The organism is Sinorhizobium sp. RAC02, assembly GCF_001713395.1.
In the GTDB taxonomy this organism is placed as follows: domain Bacteria; phylum Pseudomonadota; class Alphaproteobacteria; order Rhizobiales; family Rhizobiaceae; genus Shinella.
On the sequence record NZ_CP016450.1, the window covers coordinates 2,908,255 to 2,929,346 of the forward strand.

Annotated in this window: 20 protein-coding genes, 1 pseudogene and 1 riboswitch; of the genes and pseudogenes, 12 read left to right on the forward strand and 9 right to left on the reverse strand. The window is 64.8% G+C overall.

Annotation, left to right across the window (positions count from 1 at the left end; all coding sequences use genetic code 11):
- Nucleotides 1–26: 26 nt before the first annotated feature.
- Together BSY16_RS13980 and mutM are read right to left on the reverse strand one after the other, a co-directional pair.
- Nucleotides 27–800, reverse strand: coding sequence for an enoyl-CoA hydratase (locus BSY16_RS13980; protein WP_069060220.1), 774 nt, complete (start codon nt 798–800; stop codon nt 27–29).
- A 48-nt stretch (nt 801–848) separates the two neighbouring features.
- Nucleotides 849–1,742 (reverse strand): bifunctional DNA-formamidopyrimidine glycosylase/DNA-(apurinic or apyrimidinic site) lyase, encoded by an 894-nt coding sequence (mutM, locus tag BSY16_RS13985; RefSeq protein WP_069060221.1) that lies wholly within the window; start codon nt 1,740–1,742, stop codon nt 849–851.
- A 199-nt stretch (nt 1,743–1,941) separates the two neighbouring features.
- On the opposite strand from mutM, the gene ubiE reads away from it, so the two are divergent.
- The 4 genes from ubiE to coaBC all read left to right on the forward strand — a co-directional run bounded on the left by ubiE (nt 1,942) and on the right by coaBC (nt 6,856).
- Entirely contained in the window at nt 1,942–2,718 is a 777-nt protein-coding gene (gene ubiE, locus BSY16_RS13990; protein ID WP_069060222.1) for a bifunctional demethylmenaquinone methyltransferase/2-methoxy-6-polyprenyl-1,4-benzoquinol methylase UbiE, read from the forward strand.
- A gap of 37 nt (nt 2,719–2,755) precedes the next feature.
- The gene (gene ubiB / locus BSY16_RS13995; RefSeq protein WP_069060223.1) at nt 2,756–4,330 is read left to right on the forward strand and encodes a 2-polyprenylphenol 6-hydroxylase; all 1,575 of its coding nucleotides are present in this window, start codon (nt 2,756–2,758) and stop codon (nt 4,328–4,330) included.
- Nucleotides 4,331–4,379: 49 nt separating this feature from the next.
- Entirely contained in the window at nt 4,380–5,183 is an 804-nt protein-coding gene (locus tag BSY16_RS14000; RefSeq protein WP_069060224.1) for an ion channel, read from the forward strand.
- Nucleotides 5,184–5,650: 467 nt separating this feature from the next.
- Nucleotides 5,651–6,856 (forward strand): bifunctional phosphopantothenoylcysteine decarboxylase/phosphopantothenate--cysteine ligase CoaBC, encoded by a 1,206-nt coding sequence (coaBC, locus tag BSY16_RS14005; RefSeq protein WP_069060225.1) that lies wholly within the window; start codon nt 5,651–5,653, stop codon nt 6,854–6,856.
- Here coaBC and BSY16_RS14010 read toward each other — a convergent pair.
- Nucleotides 6,849–7,670, reverse strand: a complete 822-nt coding sequence (locus BSY16_RS14010) for a class II glutamine amidotransferase (RefSeq protein WP_069060226.1) — start codon at nt 7,668–7,670, stop codon at nt 6,849–6,851. The two genes, coaBC and BSY16_RS14010, sit on opposite strands and share 8 nt — an antisense overlap.
- Before the next feature lie 246 nt (nt 7,671–7,916).
- On the opposite strand from BSY16_RS14010, the gene BSY16_RS14015 reads away from it, so the two are divergent.
- From BSY16_RS14015 to BSY16_RS14025, 3 genes are all read left to right on the forward strand, one after another.
- Nucleotides 7,917–8,321 carry a GFA family protein gene (locus BSY16_RS14015; protein WP_069060227.1) on the forward strand — a complete coding sequence of 135 codons (405 nt, stop codon included), beginning with the start codon at nt 7,917–7,919 and terminating at the stop codon, nt 8,319–8,321.
- 3 nt (nt 8,322–8,324) lie between these two features.
- The gene (locus BSY16_RS14020; RefSeq protein ID WP_069060228.1) at nt 8,325–9,125 is read left to right on the forward strand and encodes an AraC family transcriptional regulator; all 801 of its coding nucleotides are present in this window, start codon (nt 8,325–8,327) and stop codon (nt 9,123–9,125) included.
- A gap of 75 nt (nt 9,126–9,200) precedes the next feature.
- On the forward strand, nt 9,201–9,815 hold the full coding sequence (locus BSY16_RS14025) for a LysE family translocator (protein ID WP_069060229.1): 615 nt from the start codon (nt 9,201–9,203) through the stop codon (nt 9,813–9,815).
- A gap of 3 nt (nt 9,816–9,818) precedes the next feature.
- On the opposite strand, the gene thiD is transcribed toward BSY16_RS14025, so the two are convergent.
- On the reverse strand, nt 9,819–10,628 hold the full coding sequence (gene thiD, locus BSY16_RS14030) for a bifunctional hydroxymethylpyrimidine kinase/phosphomethylpyrimidine kinase (protein WP_286157137.1): 810 nt from the start codon (nt 10,626–10,628) through the stop codon (nt 9,819–9,821).
- 30 nt (nt 10,629–10,658) lie between these two features.
- A riboswitch (TPP riboswitch) is annotated at nt 10,659–10,755 on the reverse strand.
- Nucleotides 10,756–10,827: 72 nt separating this feature from the next.
- A complete protein-coding gene (locus tag BSY16_RS14035; protein ID WP_069060230.1) occupies nt 10,828–12,408 on the reverse strand; it encodes a peptide chain release factor 3 in 1,581 nt (526 codons plus the stop codon).
- 94 nt (nt 12,409–12,502) lie between these two features.
- Between BSY16_RS14035 and dut the strand changes: the two genes are divergently transcribed.
- Together dut and BSY16_RS14045 are read left to right on the forward strand one after the other, a co-directional pair.
- Nucleotides 12,503–12,976: a dUTP diphosphatase gene (gene dut, locus BSY16_RS14040; RefSeq protein ID WP_069061549.1), complete on the forward strand. Its 474-nt coding sequence runs from the start codon at nt 12,503–12,505 to the stop codon at nt 12,974–12,976.
- Between the two features lie 4 nt (nt 12,977–12,980).
- The gene (locus BSY16_RS14045) at nt 12,981–13,871 is read left to right on the forward strand and encodes a GNAT family N-acetyltransferase (protein WP_069060231.1); all 891 of its coding nucleotides are present in this window, start codon (nt 12,981–12,983) and stop codon (nt 13,869–13,871) included.
- 89 nt (nt 13,872–13,960) lie between these two features.
- On the opposite strand, the gene BSY16_RS14050 is transcribed toward BSY16_RS14045, so the two are convergent.
- Nucleotides 13,961–14,545, reverse strand: a complete 585-nt coding sequence (locus tag BSY16_RS14050; RefSeq protein WP_502696008.1) for a LysE family translocator — start codon at nt 14,543–14,545, stop codon at nt 13,961–13,963.
- A 663-nt stretch (nt 14,546–15,208) separates the two neighbouring features.
- On the opposite strand from BSY16_RS14050, the gene BSY16_RS14055 reads away from it, so the two are divergent.
- The 3 genes and pseudogenes from BSY16_RS14055 to BSY16_RS32745 all read left to right on the forward strand — a co-directional run bounded on the left by BSY16_RS14055 (nt 15,209) and on the right by BSY16_RS32745 (nt 17,541).
- Nucleotides 15,209–15,826 carry a LysE family translocator gene (locus BSY16_RS14055; RefSeq protein ID WP_069060233.1) on the forward strand — a complete coding sequence of 206 codons (618 nt, stop codon included), beginning with the start codon at nt 15,209–15,211 and terminating at the stop codon, nt 15,824–15,826.
- A 188-nt stretch (nt 15,827–16,014) separates the two neighbouring features.
- Nucleotides 16,015–16,983, forward strand: a complete 969-nt coding sequence (gene cysK, locus BSY16_RS14060; protein ID WP_069060234.1) for a cysteine synthase A — start codon at nt 16,015–16,017, stop codon at nt 16,981–16,983.
- 159 nt (nt 16,984–17,142) lie between these two features.
- Nucleotides 17,143–17,541, forward strand: a pseudogene (locus BSY16_RS32745) (VOC family protein).
- 144 nt (nt 17,542–17,685) lie between these two features.
- Here BSY16_RS32745 and BSY16_RS14070 read toward each other — a convergent pair.
- The 3 genes from BSY16_RS14070 to BSY16_RS14080 all read right to left on the reverse strand — a co-directional run bounded on the left by BSY16_RS14070 (nt 17,686) and on the right by BSY16_RS14080 (nt 21,076).
- Complete coding sequence (locus BSY16_RS14070) at nt 17,686–19,218, reverse strand: YifB family Mg chelatase-like AAA ATPase (RefSeq protein ID WP_069060236.1); 1,533 nt, start codon at nt 19,216–19,218, stop codon at nt 17,686–17,688.
- Between the two features lie 302 nt (nt 19,219–19,520).
- Complete coding sequence (gshB, locus tag BSY16_RS14075) at nt 19,521–20,465, reverse strand: glutathione synthase (RefSeq protein WP_069060237.1); 945 nt, start codon at nt 20,463–20,465, stop codon at nt 19,521–19,523.
- A 107-nt stretch (nt 20,466–20,572) separates the two neighbouring features.
- Entirely contained in the window at nt 20,573–21,076 is a 504-nt protein-coding gene (locus BSY16_RS14080) for a cupin domain-containing protein (RefSeq protein ID WP_069060238.1), read from the reverse strand.
- Nucleotides 21,077–21,092: the final 16 nt, after the last annotated feature.

The following is a 21,092-nucleotide window of genomic DNA, read 5'->3' on the forward strand; positions in this document are numbered from 1 at the left end:
ACGCCGCCCGGCTGCCTCGAAGACTCTCAGCGGTGGCGGAAGGCGGGCTTGCGCTTCTCGATGAAGGCCGCCATGCCCTCCTTCTGGTCCTCGGTCGCAAACAGGGCGTGGAACAGCCGGCGCTCGGCCCGCATGCCTTCCGACAACACGGTCTCATACGCGCGCCCAACGGCCTCCTTGGCCATCATGGCGGCGGTGAGCGAGAAGCCGGCGATCTTCTCCGCGGCGGCCAGCGTCTCGTCGAGCAGCGTCTCAGGCGCCACCACGCGGGCCACGAGACCGGAGCGCTCGGCTTCCGCCGCGTCCATCAGCCGGCCCGTCAGGCAAAGATCCATCGCCTTCGACTTGCCGATCGCGCGCGTCAGCCGCTGCGTGCCGCCCATGCCGGGAATGACGCCGAGCGTGATTTCCGGCTGGCCGAATTTCGCAGTCTCGGACGCGATGATGAAATCGCACATCATGGCGAGTTCGCAGCCGCCACCCAGCGCAAAACCGCTGACGGCGGCGATCATCGGCTTGCGGCAGCCCGCCACGTCGTCCCAGCCGGCGGCGAGGTCCTCCAGCATGGCCTGCGCAAAGCCGAAGGGCTGCATCTCCTTGATGTCGGCCCCGGCGGCAAACGCCTTTTCCGAACCGGTGATGACGATGGCGCCGATGCCGGCGTCGGCCTCGAAGCCGGCAAGCACGCCCTTCAATTCTTCCAGCAGCTGGCGGTTCAGCGCGTTCAGCGCCTGTGGCCGGTTCAGCGTGATGAGACCGACGCGTCCGCGCGTCTCCACCAGCAGGGTTTCATAGGTCATGTCTCTCTCCTCAGTTTTGCCGGGCAATGCGCACTTTCCGGCATCGTTCTACGTCTGGCAGGCAGCACAGTAAAAGGTCGACCGGCCGCTCTGCACGATGCGGCCGATCGTGCCCGTGCAGCCGGGCGTGCGGCAAGGCTGCTTTTCGCGGTCATAGGCGGAAAAGGAATGCTGGAAGTAGCCGAGCGATCCGTCGGCGCGGATATGGTCGCGCAAGGTCGAGCCGCCGGCCTCGATGGCATCGGCAATCACCTCGCGGATCGACTGCGTCAGGGCCACCAGCTCCTTCTTCGGCTTGCCCGTCGCCGTCACCAGCGAGCCGGCCAGCCGCTCCGGCGACAGGTGCGACCGCCACAGCGCCTCGCAGACATAGATATTGCCGAGGCCGGCAATGTTCTTCTGGTCGAGCAGCGCGGCCTTCAGCGGCGTCTGGCGCCCGCGGAACTTTGCCGCGATGTAATCGGCATCGAGCGTGTTGCCGGTTGGCTCGGCGCCGAGATCGCGGAAGAAGGCGTGGCCGGCGAGATCCTCGCGGCGGGCGAGATCCATGAAACCGAAACGACGTGGATCGTTGTAGACGACGCGGCGCTCACCGTCCGGTGTCTCCAGATGGAAGACGACGTGATCGTGGCGCTGGTCCTTGCTGCGCGGCATCTGGAAATCACCGGGGGTCTCGGCGGGAACCTCGTTCCCCTCGACCCTGAACGAACCGGACATGCCGAGATGGGCGATCACCACGTCGCCGCCTTCGAGGTCGATCAGCAAGTACTTGGCGCGCCGGCCGAGCGAGACCACATGGCGGCCTTCTAGCGCTTCGGAAAAGGCCGGCGGGAAGGGAAAGCGCAGATCCGGGCGGCGCAGTTCCGCGCGACGGATCCGTGACCCTTCCATGACGGGGGCGAGGCCACGCTTCACCGTTTCCACTTCCGGCAATTCCGGCATGTTCCACTCCTTGAAGTCGCTTTAACCTTGGGCGCATTTGCCGCGGCCGGGCATTTCCCTCCCGGCAATCTATGTCCTATATACGCGAGCGTATCGACACGCGAATGCCGGGTTCGGTGCTCAGATAGCGCGGCCAATGCCAATTCGCTATGGTCTTTGCGGCAATTCGGCTGCGACAGACCGGCCCATGGAGACGATGATGACGGAACAGCGCACATCCGCGGACGGCGGCATGGAAACCTCCTACGGCTTTCGCCAGGTGGCCGAGGGCGAAAAGCAGGCGCTCGTCAACGACGTCTTCCACAAGGTCGCCAAGCGCTACGACATCATGAACGACGTCATGTCCGCCGGCCTGCACCGGGCCTGGAAGGACGCGATGATCGCCAGCCTCAACCCGCGCAAGGATCCGTCCTACAAGGTGCTGGACGTCGCCGGCGGCACCGGCGACATCGCCTTCCGCATCGTGGAGGCCTCCGACCGCCTGGCGCACGCCACCGTGCTCGACATCAATGGCTCGATGCTCGGTGTCGGCGCCGACCGCGCCGCCAAGAAAGGCCTTACGGCCAATCTCGATTTCGTCGAGGCCAATGCGGAGGAACTGCCCTTCGAAAACGGCACGTTCGACGCCTATACGATCGCGTTCGGCATCCGCAACGTGCCGCGCATTGACGTGGCCCTGTCGGAAGCCTACCGCGTGCTGAAGCGCGGCGGCCGGCTGCTCGTGCTGGAGTTCTCCGAAGTGGAGATGCCGCTGCTCGACAAGTTTTACGAAACCTGGTCGTTCAAGGCGATCCCGCAATTCGGCAAGATGATCACCGGCGAAGCGGAGCCCTATCAGTATCTCGTGGAATCGATCCGCAAGTTCCCGAACCAGCAGGATTTTGCCGCGATGATCCGCACGGCCGGCTTCTCGCGCGTCAACTTCACCAATTACACAGGCGGCATCGCGGCCTTGCATTCGGGCTGGAAGCTCTGAGCATGGCCGTTCCCCCTCGCATGGATAATCGTCCCGCATGAGCGTTTTCGGCGCCTATCTTCGCCTCGCCCGCGTGGGCTGGGTCCTCGTGCGCGAAGGCGTCGTCTCGGCGTTTCCGACCGAAGGCATGCCGCCGCTTGCGCGCATGGCACACGGCGTTGCCGGCCTCTTCGCCCGTCGCAGGGCCTCGCGTGAAGACCGCGGCGATCGCCTCGCCCGCGCCATCGAGCGCCTCGGCCCCTCCTATGTGAAGATGGGCCAGTTCCTGGCGACCCGGCCGGACGTTGTCGGCGCCGAGATCGCCGTGGAACTGTCCGCCCTTCAGGACCGCATGGCGACCTTTCCGCGCGAGGCGGCGGTTGCCACGGTGGAGGGCTCGCTCGGCCGGACGCTCGATGACCTCTATGTCGAATTCGGCGATCCTGTCGCCGCCGCCTCCATCGCGCAGGTCCATCCCGCAATCGTGCGCGACACGAATGGCGAACGCCGCGTCGCCGTCAAAGTCATCCGTCCCGGCGTGCGCCAGCGTTTCGGCCATGACTTGGAGGCGATGTATGCCGCCGCCCGGCTGCAGGAAAAGATCCTGCCCAACACGCGACGGCTGAAGCCGGTCGAGGTGACGCGCACGCTGGAGCAGACGACGAAGATCGAAATGGATCTTCGCCTGGAAGCCGCAGCCCTTTCCGAGCTTGGCGAAAACACCAAGGACGACCCCGGCTTTCGTGTGCCAAAGGTCGATTGGGAGCGTACGGGTCGCGATGTCGTTACCATGGAATGGATCGACGGCATCAAGATGTCGGATGTCGAGGGCCTGCGCGCCGCGGGCTTCGACCTCGACACGCTCGCCGACACGCTGATCCAGTCCTTCCTGCGTCACACGCTGCGCGACGGCTTCTTCCATGCCGACATGCACCAGGGTAATCTCTTCGTCGATCCGCAAGGCGTGATCGTCGCCGTCGACATGGGCATCGTCGGACGGCTCGGCAAGAAGGAACGCCGCTTCCTCGCCGAAATCCTCTTCGGCTTCATTACCCGCGACTACCAGCGCGTTGCCAATGTGCATTTCGAGGCGGGCTACGTGCCCTCCCACCACAATACGGCGAGCTTTGCCCAGGCGATCCGCGCCATCGGCGAACCGATCCACGGCCAGCCGGCCGAGACCATCTCCATGGCGAAGCTTTTGACGCTGCTGTTCGAGGTGACGGAACTCTTCGACATGGAGACCCGCACCGAACTCGTCATGCTGCAGAAGACGATGGTGGTGGTCGAAGGCGTGTCGCGCACGCTCAACCCGCGCTTCAACATGTGGAAGGCTTCCGAAGGGGTCGTCGGCGACTGGATCCGTGACAATCTCGGGCCGAAACGTCTTCTGACGGACCTGCGCGACGGCGCGCATGCCGCACTCCGGCTCGCCGAAGCCGCCCCGGAGATTGCCGCCAAGGCGGAGATGCTGTCGCAGGAATTCTCCTCCATGGCCGAAAAAGGCCTGCGTTTCGACCCTGAGACCGCCGAAGCCATCGGCCGCTCGGAAGCCCGCCACAGCCGCTCCGGCCGGCTGGCGCTCTGGGTGATCGCCGCGATACTCGCCTACATCGCCTGGCAGATCAGCTAAAGGACAGCGGATGCTTGACCGGCACCGGGCGGGCGCTAGTCTCTCCCGCATGACCGACGAACCGCTCAGCATAACCGAACCGCCACCCTTCATCGAACGGTTGCGCCGGCAATTGCGCGGGCTCTATTTCGGGCGGGACCGCGAGGCTGTTCGTTTCCAGGTCGCGATGCTCCTTGTCGATATCGCGATCCTTTGTTTCTTCATTCTGGGGCCGTATCTGCGCAAAGGTCCCGCCTACATCATCGTCGACTACGCCATTGCGCTCGTCATCGCCTTCGAGCTCGGCGCACGCGCGCTGATCGCGCCGAACCTGCGCTACTGGGCGATGCGGCCGATGACCTGGGTGGACATCGTCGTGCTCGGCACGCTGCTGTTTCCCAACCAGCTGCACAATTTCGCGTTCCTGCGCGTGCTGCGGATCTGGGCGATCAGCCAGAGCAAGCTCGTCACGCTGACGCTGCGTCGGCTGGGGCATGGCGACAAGGAAGACGTCATCCAGGCCTGCGTGAATTTTCTGGTCTTCCTCTTCCTCGTTACCGGCTTCGTCTACAGCAACTTCTTCTACGGCGAAGACGGTTTTGCAGGCTTCGTCGATGCACTCTATTTCTCCGTCGCGACGGTCACGACCACCGGCTTCGGCGACATCGTGTTGCCGGGCACGCTCGGCAAGCTCACCTCCATCATCACCATGATCGTCGGCATTTCGCTTTTCGTGCGGCTCGCCCAGGCGATCGTGCGGCCCTACAAGGTGACATTCCCCTGCCCGCAATGCGGCCTGTCGCGCCATGATGCCGACGCGGTTCACTGCAAGGCCTGCGGCCATGTGCTGAACATTCCCGACGAAGGCGCCTGACGGAAGAACACCCCCTTGTTGGCCCGCGCCGGCGGTTCCCGTCGGCTCGTGATCGTGGTATTTTAGAAAAGCCGGAACAACCGGCGCATTGTACTGCAAGACCGTATTCTCCAAGGGCCAAAGGGGAGCCGTCCATGCGCAAGACCATGATATCCGCCGCCATCGCAGCCTTGTCCCTCGTCGCCTTCGCCGCACCGGCCTTTGCCGGCAGGATGCCGGACGCCGCGACGATCCGGCCAGCCGGCCTCGTTGACCTCGCCACCACTACTACGGCCATAAGCCGACGTGTTTCTGGAAGAAGGTCAAGAGGTACGACTACTACGGCAATGTCATCATCAAGAAGATCAAGGTCTGCCACTGAGGCGTTCGCGGCCGGCGCAGACTAGGAAATGCCATTGCAACGGGGTAGGACGGAATGACCGCCCTCCCGGAGGGCATCCATGTGCCTCACGCGTTCAGGACCCGCCATGCCGCTTGCAGGAAAACGCATCCTCCTCGTCATCTCCGGCGGCATCGCCGCCTATAAGAGTCTCGACCTGATCCGGCGTCTACGGGAACGGGGCGCGGAGGTGCGGCCCGTCATGACCGCAGGCGCGCAGCAGTTCGTCACGCCGCTTGCCGTCGGCGCGCTTTCCGCCGGCCATGTCTATACGGACCTTTTTTCACGCGAGGACGAGCAGGATGTCGGGCATATAAGGCTGGCACGCGACTGCGATCTCATCATCGTCGCCCCCGCCACCGCCGACCTGATGGCCAAGATGGCGAACGGCCTTGCCGACGACCTCGCCTCGACCCTGCTGCTCGCCACCGATCGCCCGGTGCTGCTGGCGCCGGCCATGAACCCGAAAATGTGGTCGCACCCCGCGACACGCCGCAATGTCGCGACGCTGCGCAAGGATGGCCTCGCCTTCGTCGGCCCCAATGCCGGCGAAATGGCGGAAGGCGGCGAGGCTGGCCTCGGCCGCATGGCCGAACCCTTGGAAATCGTTGCCGCCGCCGAAGGCCTTCTCGACGGTGGAGCCAAGCCGCTCACCGGCCGCACCGCCATCGTCACCTCAGGCCCGACGCATGAGCCGATCGACCCGGTGCGCTACATCGCCAACCGTTCTTCCGGCCGGCAGGGCCATGCCATCGCCGCCGCCCTTGCCCGGCTTGGTGCGCAGGTGACGCTCGTCTCCGGGCCTGTCACACTCGCCGATCCGCCGGGTGTCACCGTCATCAAGGTGGAACGGGCGGACGAGATGCTGCAGGCCGTGCTTGGCGCATTGCCGGCGGACATCGCGGTGATGGTCGCGGCCGTCGCCGACTGGCGCGTCGCGACGCCGAACGCAGAAAAGATCAAGAAGCAGCCGGGCGAAGGTCCGCCGCCGCTGATGCTGGCGGAAAACCCTGACATCCTGAAGACCGTCGGCCACCACGCGAAGCGCCCGAAGGTCGTCGTCGGCTTTGCTGCCGAGACGCAGGATGTCGAAAACAATGGGCGCGTAAAGCTTCAGAAGAAAGGTGCCGATCTTATCGTCGCCAACGACGTTTCGCCGGAAACCGGCATCATGGGTGGCACGCGAAACAGCGTGAAGCTGATCACCGCCGCCGGCGTCGAGCAATGGCCGGACCTGTCGAAGGAAGACGTTGCCGGCCGCCTTGCCGGCTGGATCGCCGAGCGGCTTATTTGACGAGGGCGAGCTTCGCGTCCATCGTGCTCGCCGGCCGGCCGGCGGGCGTGAAGATGCGCACGTCGACGCCGTTTTCGCCAAGCACCACGGCGCTGCCATCGGGAATTTCCACCCAGGCTTCCGTGTCGTCGTTCAGCGGTTCGGAAACGAGGCAGTAGCCGCCGGTCTCCCCCATCGGGGCCGCATAGAGCGTCGGGGCGGCGTAGTCCGTCGCATAGCGCACGGCATAAAGCTGGTCGCCATCGGTGAAGGCAGCAGTGAAACGCACGAGCACGCGGCGTTCCAGATGGGCGGCAAGGCGCTCGACGAAAGCGATGGTCTCCGCCATCGCGCCGAGCGGATCGCGAGCCAGGCCGAATTGCAGCGCCAGCAGGAAGAGCAGTTCCGAATCCGTCGAGCCGGTGCGGGCATTGTAGAGGTCGTTGTCGAGCATGGTTTCGAGCGGCCGGCGCAGGTGCTCGAAATCGGCGATCTGGCCGTTGTGCATGAAGGACCAGATGCCGTTGACGAAGGGATGGCAATTGTCGCGCCGCGTGCCGCCGCCTGTTGCGGCGCGAACATGGGCGAGGAAAAGCGGCGAGCGGACCTGGCGCGCGATGCTTCTGAGATTGCAGTCGGACCAGGCCGGCAGGATATCGCGGTAGCGGCCGGGCTCCGGGCGCTCGCCATACCAGGCAATGCCGAAGCCGTCGCCATTGGTGGACGTCTTGGCGCGCGTGGCGCAATGGGATTGTTCGATCAGCGAGTGAGCCGGCGAGGACACCAGTTCCTCGAGATAAAGCGGCTCTCCGCGATAGGCTGCCCAACGGCACATGACGCTATTCTCGCTTTCGAAGACCGGCGACGAACCGGTGTTTGACCAGACGCATTAACCATGGCACTGGCCTGATTTTCAACGCAAATGGGTAAAAATGCGTTAACGAATGTAAACGGGCCGAAACCATGCGTGTCATTCTGATGACAATGCGGCCTGCCGGCAGTTTCCGGCGGAACAGCGTGGTCATCCTGTTGACGGTGCGACGTGAGGGCCTATCCTCTCACGACAAGGGAAGGACGCACCATGCGCATCGACGGGCAATGCCATTGTGGCGACGTGACCTATACGGCCGAGATCGACCCGGACGCCGTTTCGATCTGCCATTGCACGGATTGCCAGCGGCTGACCGGCTCGCCCTATCGCGTGACCGTCAGCACGCCGCGCGAGGCGGTGGCCCTCACCGGCAACCCGCCGAAACTCTACGTCAAGACGGCGGAAAGCGGCCGCAAGCGCCTACAATATTTCTGCGCCCAATGCGGCTCGCCGCTTTTCGTCACCGGCACGGACGAGGATGCTGACATGTGGGGCATCCGCTGGGGCAGCATCAATCAGCGGGCCGCCCTGAAGCCGAAACGCCAGAGCTGGTGTGCGTCCGCCATGGACTGGTTCGGCGAAACGGCGGCCCTGCCGCCCGAGCAGCGGGACTGAACCATGGCGACCGGGTCCTTCCAGATCTTGCGGACGGGTATAGACGGCATCGAGGCGGTGATTGCAGACAGCAGTCACGTCTTTGCACGCCATAGCCATGACGCCTATGGCGTCGGCATGATCGAGCGCGGCGCGCAGAAATCGGCAAGCGGGCGCGGCATTGTGGAGGCCGAAGCCGGCAACACCATCACCGTCAATCCCGGCGAGGTGCATGACGGCGCGCCGCTTGGCGACGCCTCACGCGCCTGGCGCATGCTCTATATACAGCCGGCTGTCGTTGCCGCCGCTGCAGAGGACATTTTTGAAGGCCGGCCGCGCGAGGAGTTTTATGCGCCCGTGCTGGAGGATGGCCGTATTGCGGGCCTCGCCGCCGCCGCCCTCACCGCGCTGCTGGATCGTCACACCACCTCCATCGGCCGTGACGAACGCCTGTTAATGCTGCTCGCAGCCGTGTTGCGGGAACGGGCGCCGAAGAGCAGCAGCGCTGCCGCATCGCGCGTCAGCCGCGCCCGCGACCGCCTCGATAGCGACCCCGCCTCCGTGATCACCCTCGAAGAGCTTGCCGCAGAAAGCGGGCTCGGCCGCTTCCGGCTGGTGCGCGACTTCGCCCGCATCACCGGCCTCACGCCGCATGCCTATCTGCTCCAGCGCCGCACCGAACTCGCCCGGCGGATGATTTCACGCGGCACCGCGCTTGCCGAGGTGGCGATTGCCGCGGGTTTTGCCGACCAGAGCCATATGACGCGCAACTTTACGCGCCGCTACGGCTACACGCCCGGCGCCTATCTCACCGCCAGCGCCTGAACCTGCAATTTCGTTCAAGACCAATCATACCCTTCCGGTGTCCCCTGCAGCCTCCTCTTCTGCACGGGACCTGCCATGACCACCGAATTCCTCATCACCTCGCTCGTCGTCATCCTGCTACCGGGCACCGGCGTCATCTACACGCTGGCGCTCGGCATCAGCGGCGGATTTCGCGCCGGGTTGCTCGCCGCCTTCGGCTGCACGCTCGGCATCATTCCGCATATCCTCGCCAGCGTCGTCGGCCTTGCCGCGGTTCTGCATGCCAGCGCGCTTGCCTTCGAGGTGCTGCGCTATATCGGCGTCGCCTATCTGCTGTTCATCGCGTGGAGCTTGCTGAAGGATAGCAATGCGCTGGATATCAGAGATGAAAAGGCACCCGCCGAACGCGCGCTTCGCATCGTGCGAAAGGGCATTCTCACCAACATCTTCAACCCGAAGCTTTCGCTGTTCTTCCTGGCGTTCCTGCCGCAATTCGTGCCGGCGGACGCGGCGGACGCCACGGCGCAGATGCTCTTTCTCGGCGGCGTCTTCATGCTGCTCACTTTCCTGGTCTTCGCCCTCTACGGCGCGCTTGCCGCAGGGTTTCGACACCAGGTCCTTAGCCGGCCAAGGATCATGGTCTGGACGCAGCGCAGCTTTGCCGCCGCCCTTGGCCTCATGGGCCTGCGGCTCGCACTGGCAGACCGCTGACGATCAGGTCCAGAGCGCGTGGAAGTGATGAAGCGGTCCGTGGCCGGAGCCAACAGCAAGGGCATCCGAGGTGCGCACCGCGCCGGCGATGAAGCTCTTCGCTGCGGCAACGGCATCCGCAAGCGGCTTGCCCTTGCCAAGTTCCGCCGCGATCGCGCTCGACAGCGAGCAACCGGTGCCGTGGGTGTTGCGCGTCAGTACGCGCACACCCTCGAACCAGCGTTGCCCGTCGGTCGTCGCAAGCACATCGGGGCTTTGCCCACCCGGCAGGTGGCCACCCTTCAAAAGCACGGCCTTCGGGCCGAGCGCCAGCAAGCGCATAGCCTGATCTTCCATTCCCGCGCGGTCGATCGCCTCCGGTTCACCGAGCAACGCGGCCGCTTCCGGCAGGTTGGGCGTCAGCACGGTCGCAAGCGGCAGCAGGCGCCGCGTCAGCGCCTCGACGGCCTGGCTCTCCAGCAGGGATGCCCCGCCCTTCGCAACCATCACCGGATCCACCACGATCGGCAGCCCGCGACGCGACGAAAGTGCCCTGGCGACAGCCTCGGCGATTTCCGCCGAGGCGATCATGCCGATCTTCACCGCATGCACGCGAATGTCGCCAAAAATATCCGCAATCTGCGCCGCAACGAAGGTAGGGGGCACGAGATGCACGCCGGAGACGCCCTGCGTGTTCTGTGCCGTCAACGCGGTCAGAACGGCCATGCCATAGGTGCCGCGGGCGGCGAAGGTCTTGAGGTCGGCCTGGATGCCGGCGCCGCCTGACGGGTCGGATCCCGCAATCGAGAGAATGTTTGCAATCGCCTCAGTCAACGCGCCTCCTCGCGACGAAGGCAGCAGACGGGCAGCACCCAGTCGACTCCCTCCGCCGGCATGATCCGGTTCAGGTTCAAAGGGTGCTTCTCAGCCCGCCTTCCGGCGGACGCCCCTGTCAGGGACGGGTTTTCGCAAATGCCGCCGCACCTGTCACGCCGAAAGTGACAGATGCGCTATTCGATCACACATTGGCCAATCACGCCTTGGTGACGTGATATTCCTTGATGGCCACCATCTTGATCGCCGGATAGCGCTCTGCCTCGTAGCGCAGCGAGAAGGCATCCTGCGCCAGGAACACCGGATCGCCATCGAGGTCGCGGGCGATATCGCCGCGGCGCTGGGTGACGAATTTGTCGAGTTCGGCCGGACTGTCGGACGAAATCCAGCGGCAGACGGAGAAGCGCGACATTTCGAAGGAGACTGGCAGGCCGTATTCCCCCTGAAGCCGCTCCTTCAAGACGTCGAGCTGCAGTGCACCGACGACGCCGACAATGGCGGGCGAGCCGTCTTCCGGCGAGAAGAGCTGCACAACGCCCTCTTCCGCCATCTGCTGGAGCGCTTCCTTCAGCTTCTTCGCCTTCATCGCGTCTTCCAGCCGCACGCGACGGAGAATTTCCGGCGCGAAGTTCGGCACGCCTTCGAAGACCAGCGCCTCGCCTTCGGTCAGCGTATCGCCGATGCGCAAGGTGCCGTGGTTCGGAATACCCACCACGTCGCCGGCATAGGCCGTGTCGGCCAGCTGGCGCTGCGAAGCGAAGAAGAACTGCGGCGCCGACAGGCCGATCTGCTTGCCCGTGCGGGCAAGGCGCACCTTCATGCCGCGTTCCAGCATGCCGGAGCAGACGCGGGCAAAGGCGATGCGGTCGCGGTGGTTCGGGTCCATGTTCGCCTGGATCTTGAAGACGAAGGCGGTCATCTTGTTTTCGGCCGCATGCACCTTGCGCACGTCGGCAACCTGGTCACGCGGCGGCGGGGCGATGGCGCCGAGCGCGTTGATCAGATCGCGCACGCCGAAATTGCGCAGCGCCGAGCCAAAGAAGACAGGCGTCATGTGGCCCTCGAGGAAGGCCTCGCGATCGAACGGCCGGCAAACCCCTTGGGCAAGCTCGAGTTCCTCGATGAAGGTCTCGCGCTCGTTTTCCGGCAGGTTCTTGGCGACGATCGCGGGGTCGTCGATCTTCGTCGGCTGCACCTGCTTGTCAGAGCCGCGGAACGTGCCTTCGGCGAGATGGAAGGAGCCGCAGAAGGTCTTCGAGCGGCCGACGGGCCACGTGATCGGCGCGGTATCGAGCGCCAGCTTCTCCTCGACCTCGTCGAGGATCTCGAAGGGATCGCGGCTCTCGCGGTCCATCTTGTTGACGAACGTAATGATCGGGATGTCGCGCAGGCGGCAGACCTCGAACAGTTTTAGCGTGCGCGGCTCGATACCTTTTGCCGCGTCGATGACCATGACGGCTGCATCCACCGCCGTCAGCGTGCGGTAGGTGTCGTCGGCGAAGTCTTCGTGGCCGGGCGTATCGAGAATGTTGAAGACGTTGCCGTCATATTCGAAGGTCATCACCGAGGTCACGACCGAGATGCCGCGCTCGCGCTCGATCTTCATCCAGTCCGAACGGGTCTGGATGCGGTCCTTCTTCGCCTTCACTTCGCCGGCGAGCTGGATGGCGCCGCCGAACAGAAGCAGCTTTTCGGTGAGAGTGGTTTTACCAGCATCCGGGTGCGCGATGATCGCGAAGGTGCGGCGGCGGGAGACCGCCTCGGCAAGGGTTTCGGCCATTTTCTGCAATATCCTGTGAGTTGCCGCGGTCTTTACAGTCTCCGCCGGGAAGATGCAATTGACGGTGCAAGCGACGGCACGGCTTATGGGCGCCATGAACGCGCACGCCCCTTCGAAGCCCACCCTTTCCCTCGTCCGCCTGCCGCATGGCGCGGAAATCGAGCTCCCCGCCTACGAGACCGCAGGTGCTGCCGGCATGGACCTGCGCGCCGCTGTCGAGACCGACGCGCCGCTGACGTTGGCGCCTGGAAAGCGCGCGCTCGTGCCAACCGGCTTCGTGTTCGAAATCCCGCTCGGCTACGAGGGCCAGATCCGCCCCCGCTCCGGCCTCGCCTTCAAGAACGGCATCACCTGCCTTAACACACCCGGCACCGTCGACAGCGACTATCGCGGCGAAGTGAAGGTGCTGCTGGCCAATCTTGGCGAGGAGCCGTTCGTCATCGAACGCGGCATGCGCATTGCCCAGATGGTGATCGCCCCTGTCACGCAGGTTGTTGTCCGCGAGGCGGCGGAAACGAGCGAAACCACCCGCGGCGCTGGCGGCTTCGGCTCGACCGGCGTTCGCTGAGACCATGCCTGTCGACCGGCCGGGCCTTACCTTCCGCACGGACTATTTGGATGATGCGGCCGCCTGGCAGGCGGTCGCCGATCTGCTCGACGACACTTTTGGTATCGACGTGACGGCGCTCGACCGGTTCGGAGGACCGGATCCGACCTGCACGGCCTTTGCCTGGTTCGACGATGCCGGTGCCTGCGTCGCCAATCTCAGCGCCTTCGCCCTGCCCCTCGTCGTCGACGGCGTTTTCCTGCACGCCGCCGGACTGCAATCCGGCGCGGTGCGGCCGAGCCATCGCGGCCGCGGTCTCTACCGCGACGTCATGCAGGCGGCGCTCGATCATTGCGACGCCAAGGGTTTTGAGGCCGTCGCGCTCTTGACGGAATCGCCGGGGCTTTACGAACGCCACGGTTTTCGAACGCTGCCGCAGCACCGCTTTTCCGGCCCGCCGCCGGAGGATGGACACGCTTGCCCCGTCCGGCGGCTCCATATCCAAAGTGACGACGACGTCACGCTGCTTTGCCGCCTGTTGGACGGGCGCAAGCCGGTTTCCGACCGTTTTTCACCGATGCGCCAGCGTGAAATGTTCCTTTTCAACGCCCTGCTGATGCCGGATGTGAAGCTCGACTTGCTCGAGGAGGGCGATGTGGTGGTTGCCTGGCGACTAGACGAGCATGGTCGCTTTGAGCTGTTGGACATCGTCGGCGCGTCCATTCCAAGCCTTGCGGACATTCTCGCAAGCCTGGGGATTTCCCCCTCGCGCGTGATCGTCCGCTTCGCACCCGACCGGTTGGCGTGGGACGGTGCGGCCGTGCAGGATGAGGGCGACATGGTGCTCATGCTGCGTGGTGCAGAAAACCTGCGGCCGGAAAAACCCTTCGCTCTGCCGCCGATGGCGGAATTTTAGAGGCTTTCCGCGCGTCTTCGAATCGCGGAAACGCTCCATCTCTTTGGTACGTGCAAAGCCGCTGCCCGCTTTTGCTGGAATGGCTCGAATCAGCGCCGGGCTTCCGTTGCCATGCGCAGGGCAAGGCCGGCCAGCACCGTGCCCATCAACCAGCGCTGTATCAGCAGCCAGCGCGGGCGAGCGGCGAGCAGCCGGGCGATAGAGCCGGCCGATACGGCGATCAGCGGATTGACGCTGACACTGATCACGACCTGAATGCCGCCGAGCACGAGCGATTGCAGGAAGACGCTGCCTTTCGACGGATCGATGAACTGCGGCAGCAGCGAGAGATAGAGCACCGCGATCTTCGGATTCAGGAGGTTGGTCAAAAACCCCATGAAGAACAGTTTGCGGTTGCTGTCGCGCGGCAGCGCCCGCACCTCGAACGCCGAGCGCCCGCCGGGACGCAGCGCCTGCCACGCAAGCCACGCCAGATAAAGTGCACCGGCAAAGCGCAAGGCATCATAGGCATAGGGCACCGCCATCAGGAGTGCGGTGATGCCGAGGGCCGCAGAGAACATGTAGAAGACGAAGCCGAGCGCCACGCCGCCGAGCGAGACAAGGCCCGCCGCCGGCCCCTGGCAGAGCGAGCGGGACACGAGATAGACCATGTTCGGGCCTGGCGTCAGCACCATGCCGAGGGCAATGAGGGCAAAGGCAACGAGGCTGGCCGGTTCGGGCACGACGGTTCTCCGGGAAGATATACCGCATAGGATTACCGGGCAGTGCGTCTCGCGGCAAGTGCGTGTTCGGCAAGCCATTTGGAGCGGTCCGCCCAATCCCCGCACGGCTCATCTTCACCATCGTTTCGCTGCGTTTGCCCACGTCTGCCACCCGGCATGCAAGTGGCGAAGGCTGTGGTCGTATCCGTCAAACCCGTTTCATATCTATTTGACGCGCCGCTGTAGCGGACGCCTGTTGCCATCCCCGGTCCCGAGCGGTGTGGTTCATCGCCTGACACCGACCGTCGCCAATCGCTTGGCAATCTGCCTATCCGCGTCGGCGATTGCCCGGCGGTACAGTCCCGTCGAGGGCTTGTGATGGGCCACCGGATTGGCCGATCGGCATTCCACCAGCACGGCCAGCCCGCCGCAACCGCTTTGCAGCTCTCTTTCCCCACTGGCCGTTCTTCGGCGCTCAGCGCGGATGCCCCAGCGTTGTCGGGCATTTTCGCTTCGGCCGAACGCACGTCATTTTCATCAGTCAGCGGATCGCCTAACGAACCAGCCGGCACGCCGCCACAACCATTGCCGGGACGCGTCGATACGCATAAAAGGAGCCGTTCCAGGGAGCCTGCCATGACCCTCGCCGTCCTTCTCACCTATAGTGGTGCACTGTTCATTGCCGCCATCATTCCCGGTCCCGGCATCACGGCGATCGTCGCCCGTGCGCTCGGCTCCGGCTTCCGGCCGACCTTCTTCATGGGGCTCGGCCTGATCCTCGGCGACATGGCCTATCTGACGGCGGTCATTCTCGGCCTTGCCTTCATCGCGCAGACTTTCACCACGACCTTCATGCTAATCAAGATCGCCGGCGCGCTCTATCTCGGCTATATCGCCTGGAAACTCTGGACGAGCGGTCTGCTGCCGCAGAATATAGAAGCGCAGCGCTCGACCAGCATGACCGCATCCTTCCTGTCCGGCCTGTTCGTGACGCTCGGCAATCCCAAGACCATGCTGTTCTATGTGGCGCTGGTGCCGACGCTTGTCGATCTCGAAGCCATCGGCCTCCGGGACTACGGCCTGCTGCTCGCCGCGACCTTCATCGTGCTGCTCGTCGTGCTCGTGCCCTATATTGCGCTCGCATCGCGCGCCCGGCTTCTCTTGAAACAGCCGAAGGCGCTGCAACGGCTCAATCGCGTCGCGGCCGGCATTCTCGCCGGAACCGCCGCCTATATCGCGACCCGCGCCGCCTGAGGCGACCTGTCTCCGCAAGCCGGTGCCCGCAAACTGACATGTTGAGCGCGGGTTGAGCGACCCGACCCGGCTTTTGCGGGATCGGCGCCCGATTATTCCGTCTTCGGCCCTTTTGTCGCGAAATTCAGACTCGTTTCTCGCCGCGTTCGCCCCTATCTTCACTCCAACGAGAACCGAGGGAGTACCCGATGACCGACACCCGCAAGCCCGGCCGCGGCCGCATCTACACCTCCATCACCGAGACGATCGGCGATACGCCGATCGTGCGGCTCGACAAGTTCGCCAAGGAAAAGGGCGTCGTCGCCAATCTCCTCGCCAAGCTCGAATTCTTCAATCCGATCGCCTCGGTCAAGGACCGTATCGGCGTGGCGATGATCGAAGCGCTCGAAGCGCAGGGCAAGATCACGCCCGGCCAGTCGACGCTGGTCGAGCCCACCTCGGGCAATACCGGCATTGCGCTTGCCTTCGCCGCCGCCGCGAAGGGATACCGCCTCATCCTCACCATGCCGGAAACCATGTCGGTCGAGCGGCGCAAGATGCTGGCGCTGCTCGGCGCGGAACTGGTGCTGACCGAAGGCCCGAAGGGCATGAAGGGCGCGATCGCCATGGCGGAAGAACTGGCTGCCACCATTCCCGGCGCCGTCATTCCCCAGCAGTTCGAAAACCCGGCCAACCCGGAAATCCACCGCAAGACGACCGCGGAAGAAATCTGGAACGACACCGAAGGTGCCGTCGACATCCTCGTTTCGGGCATCGGCACCGGCGGCACGATCACCGGCGTCGGCCAAGTACTGAAGGCCAGGAAACCCGGCCTGCAGGTCGTGGCGGTCGAGCCGGCCGACAGCCCGGTGCTTTCCGGCGGCAATCCCGGCCCGCATAAGATCCAGGGCATCGGCGCCGGTTTCGCACCGGCGATCCTCGACAAGTCGATCTATGACGAAGTCGTGACGGTCAGCAATGACGAAGCCTTCGAAAATGCCCGCCTCGTCGCACGCCTCGAAGGCGTTCCGGTCGGCATCTCCTCGGGTGCCGCGCTCGCCGCCGCCGTCAAGGTCGGCAGCCGCCCGGAAAATGCCGGCAAGACCATCATCGTCATCATCCCCTCCTTTGCCGAGCGTTATCTTTCGACGGTGCTCTTCGAAGGCCTCGGCGGCTGACACAGATTGCCCGTCGCATGAAAGATCATGTGGCGGGCGTCCTCGCTGGGCGCATTTTCGTTTTTCCGCGACTTGCGGAAACACTCCAACGCTTTGCTTCGCAGCAATCGGGCTGCAATCCGCCTCGCACGCCCGCTGCCATTGCTCCGGTATTCAACCATGCTGCACCACCTTTCCCTTGGCGTGGCCGACATAGCGCGAGCGGCGACCTTCTATGACGCGGCCCTGGCGCCGCTCGGCTATGTCCGTGTCTGGTCGGATATGCGGCCCGGCGAACCGGACTAGGCCGTCGGCTACGGGCTGCCCGGCGGCGGTGACAAGCTCGCGCTCAAGCACCATGGCAACGGCGCCCGCGCACCCGGCCCCGGCTTCCACATCGCCTTTGCCGCGCCGGACCGGCCGGCCGTCGACGCCTTCCATCAAGCGGCCCTCGCCGCCGGTGGGATCGACAACGGCGCGCCCGGCCTGCGGCTGCACTATGGCCCGACCTATTATGCCGCCTTCGTCATCGACCCGGACGGACACCGGATCGAAGCGGTTTTCAAGGCACCGGCATAGTCGCATGCCTCTATAGGGGGACCGATATGCTTCGTTGGCCCTGAGCAGGCCTCGCTCAAACCCTACCAGCCGAACCTGGGCAGCCACCCGCGCAACGACCATCCGGGCGCTTTCCGTTGCCCCCAACGTCACCGCATCGCAGGCTCACGCCGCAGCCACCAGCCGCTCGCCTGCGATGCGATAGGAAATCGCTTCCGCCAGATGGATGCGCCCGACGATGGCCGCCTGGTCGAGATCGGCAAGCGTGCGGGCGACCTTCAGAACGCGATGGTAGCCGCGGGCGGAAAACCGCATTTTCTCCGCGGCGTCGCGGAGCAGCTGGAGGCCGGCGGGATCGGGCTCCGCAACCTTTTCGACGAGTGACGTCGAGGCGCGGGCATTGCTCGTTACCGAGGCCATGCCGAGACGGGCGAAACGATCGACCTGCAAGGCCCGGGCATGGGCGACGCGGCGGGCGACGGTCTCGCTGGGCTCGGCGGCCATCGGGCGGATGAGATCCGAGGCGGAGACGGCCGGCACGTCGATGCGGATGTCGATGCGGTCCATCAGCGGGCCGGAGACGCGCGCCTGATAATCGCTCATGCAGCGCGGTCCGCGAACACAGCTGCGGCCCGGCTCGCCCGCCATGCCGCAGCGGCACGGGTTCATAGCCGCGACGAGCTGGACGGCAGCCGGGTAGCTCACCCGGTGATTGGCGCGCGCGATGATGCATTCCCCGGTCTCGAGCGGCTGGCGCAGCGCATCGAGCGCCTGCGGCGAGAATTCGGGCAGTTCGTCAAGGAAGAGCACGCCATTGTGGGCGAGGGAAACCTCGCCGGGCCGGGCACGCGCGCCACCACCGACAAGCGCCGCCATGGTGGCCGAATGGTGCGGCGTGCGGAACGGGCGGCGATCCGACAGCCGGCCGCCGGACAGCTGGCCGGCAATGGAGTGGATCATCGAAACTTCAAGCAGCTCGGTCGGCGTGAGCGGCGGCAGGATGGCGGCAAGGCGAGAAGCCAGCATGGATTTTCCCGAGCCCGGCGGGCCGACCATCAGGAGATTGTGGCTGCCAGCCGCGGCGACCTCCAAGGCCCGCTTGGCGCTTTCCTGGCCCCGGATATCCGCGAGATCAGGCAGGTCCGTCGCCGACGCGCGGATCGCCGGCGTGGGGCGCGACAGGACCTGGGTGCCCTTGAAATGGTTGGCGAGCGCAATGAGGCTCCTTGGCGCCAGGATGTCGAGCCCACCGCCGGCCCAGGCAGCTTCCGCACCGTTTTCCGCCGGGCAGATCAGCCCCTTGCCGAGCGCATTCGCCCCCATCGCAGCGGGCAAGGCACCGGCAACCGGTGCGATCGTGCCGTCGAGATTGAGTTCACCGATGACGACATAGCCTTCCACCGCATCGCCCGGCACAGCGCCGAGCGCCATCATCAGGCCGAGCGCAATGGCGAGATCGTAGTGGCTGCCTTCCTTGGGAAGATCGGCGGGCGCGAGATTGACAGTCACCCGCTTCGGCGGCAGCGACAGACCGGAGGCGTGCAGGGCGGCCTGCACCCGCTCGCGGCTTTCGGCGACCGCCTTGTCGGCCAAGCCGACGATCTGCATGCCCACCTTGCCGGGCGCCACCATGACCTGCACATCGACGGGCACGCCCTCGATGCCCTGAAACGCAATCGTACTGACCCGTGCGACCATGACTGCCCCCGCTCGTCCCGCAGCGCTGCGCGCCGGTCATGACGCGCAAAGAGCACCGCAACACGTTTTTGCCGAAAACGATCCCTGCAACCGCCCCTGGGTTGCAGGTGTAAATCTGACATGAAATGCGGAATGAAACAAGAACAATCGTAGAACTTGCGGGAGGATTTTCCGCGTGCCGGTTGTGGCCGGTTGCCTTTGCGGAACGAAGGCGGGACGTTCGCGAACGGACCGTCCCGGAGAGGCCGTTCTACCCGGAAAACGCGGCGGATTTCCCGCCGCGCTCCCGCGGGGAAGAGGCCTTAGCGCTTCTTCTCGATAGCATCCCAGAGCAGGGCTGCAATGTCGGCGCCGCCGAATTTCTTGACCTCGCGGATGCCGGTGGGCGACGTCACGTTGATCTCGGTCATATAGTCACCGATGACGTCGATGCCAACGAGCAGGAAGCCGCGTTCGCGCAGCGACGAGCCGATGCGGGCGCAGATTTCCTTTTCGCGCGCCGTCAGTTCCGTCGGCTCCGGGCGGCCACCGGCATGCATGTTGGACCGGGCATCATGCTCGGCCGGCACACGGTTGATCGCACCGACCGGCTCGCCGTCGACGAGGATGATGCGCTTGTCGCCCTTGCGCACGTCCGGCAGGTATTGCTGGGCGATGAAGGGCTCGCGGAACATCTGGCCGAACATTTCGAGCAGCGACGAGAGGTTGCGGTCGTCCTTGGTCGAATGGAAGACGCCGGCGCCGCCATTGCCGTAGAGCGGCTTCAGGATCATGTCGCCCATTTCGTCCCGGAAGCGGCGGATTTCGCCGGCGTCGCGGGTGATCAGCGTTGCCGGCATCAGGTCGGCGAATTCGGTGACAAAAATCTTTTCCGGCGAATTGCGCACCCAGGCTGGATCGTTGACGACCAGCGTCTTCGGGTGGATGCGCTCCAGAAGGTGCGTGGACGTGATGTAGGACATGTCGAAGGGCGGATCCTGGCGCAACAGCACCACGTCCATCGTAGAGAGATCGACGCGCTCGGGCGTGCCCAGCGTATAATGGTCGCCCTTGACGTCGCGCAGCTCCATCGGCTCGACGGTGGCATAGACCGTGCCGTCGCGCAGCGAGAGACGATCCGGTGTGTAGTGGAAAAGCTTGTAGCCGCGGCTTTGCGCCTCGAGGCTCATGGCGAAGGTGGAATCGCCGGCGATGTTGATGGTCGAAACGTGGTCCATCTGGACCGCGACGTTCGTGATCTTTGCCATGAAAAGTCCCCTCAGGAATGCCCGACACATGTAGGATGCGGCAGGCACAATGGCAACGGGCGTAGCACTTTCCCAGCACGACGCCCGTCGATCATTCGGGGTGTTTTTTAAGCGGCCAGTCCGCCGGAGGCCTGCCGGCCACCGCGCAGGCGATCACGCAGCTTCAGGGCGAGATTGATCGGAGCCGGGAATTCCTTGCGGCAGAAGGCGATCTTGCGCACGTAGGTGTCGATGTGCCAGGTCGCCCAGCTCTTGCCGGGGAAATAGGCGATGTCGCCGGCCTTCAGCGTGCGTTCGCTGCCGTCTTCGCCGGTGATGTGGACTTCGCCGTCGAGGATCATGACGGTCTCGTCCCAGCCGAAATACCAGCGGAAGGTGCCGGCCGTGCAATCCCAGATCGCCGTCGTCGCCTGCTCGTCATAGGCGCGCGAATGCAGCGAAAGCCGCGCTTGTGGGTCGCCTGCGATCACCCAGGAGGGCTCGATCGGCTTCGGCTCCATTTCGAGCTTGTCGAGCGAAGACGCGATCAAAGGCCTCGGCGCGTTCATTTCAGCCTGCCGATTGCGCACGGCGACACCGACCATGGCGGCAAGCATCAGTTTCAGTACCATTTCATCCCCCTTGGAA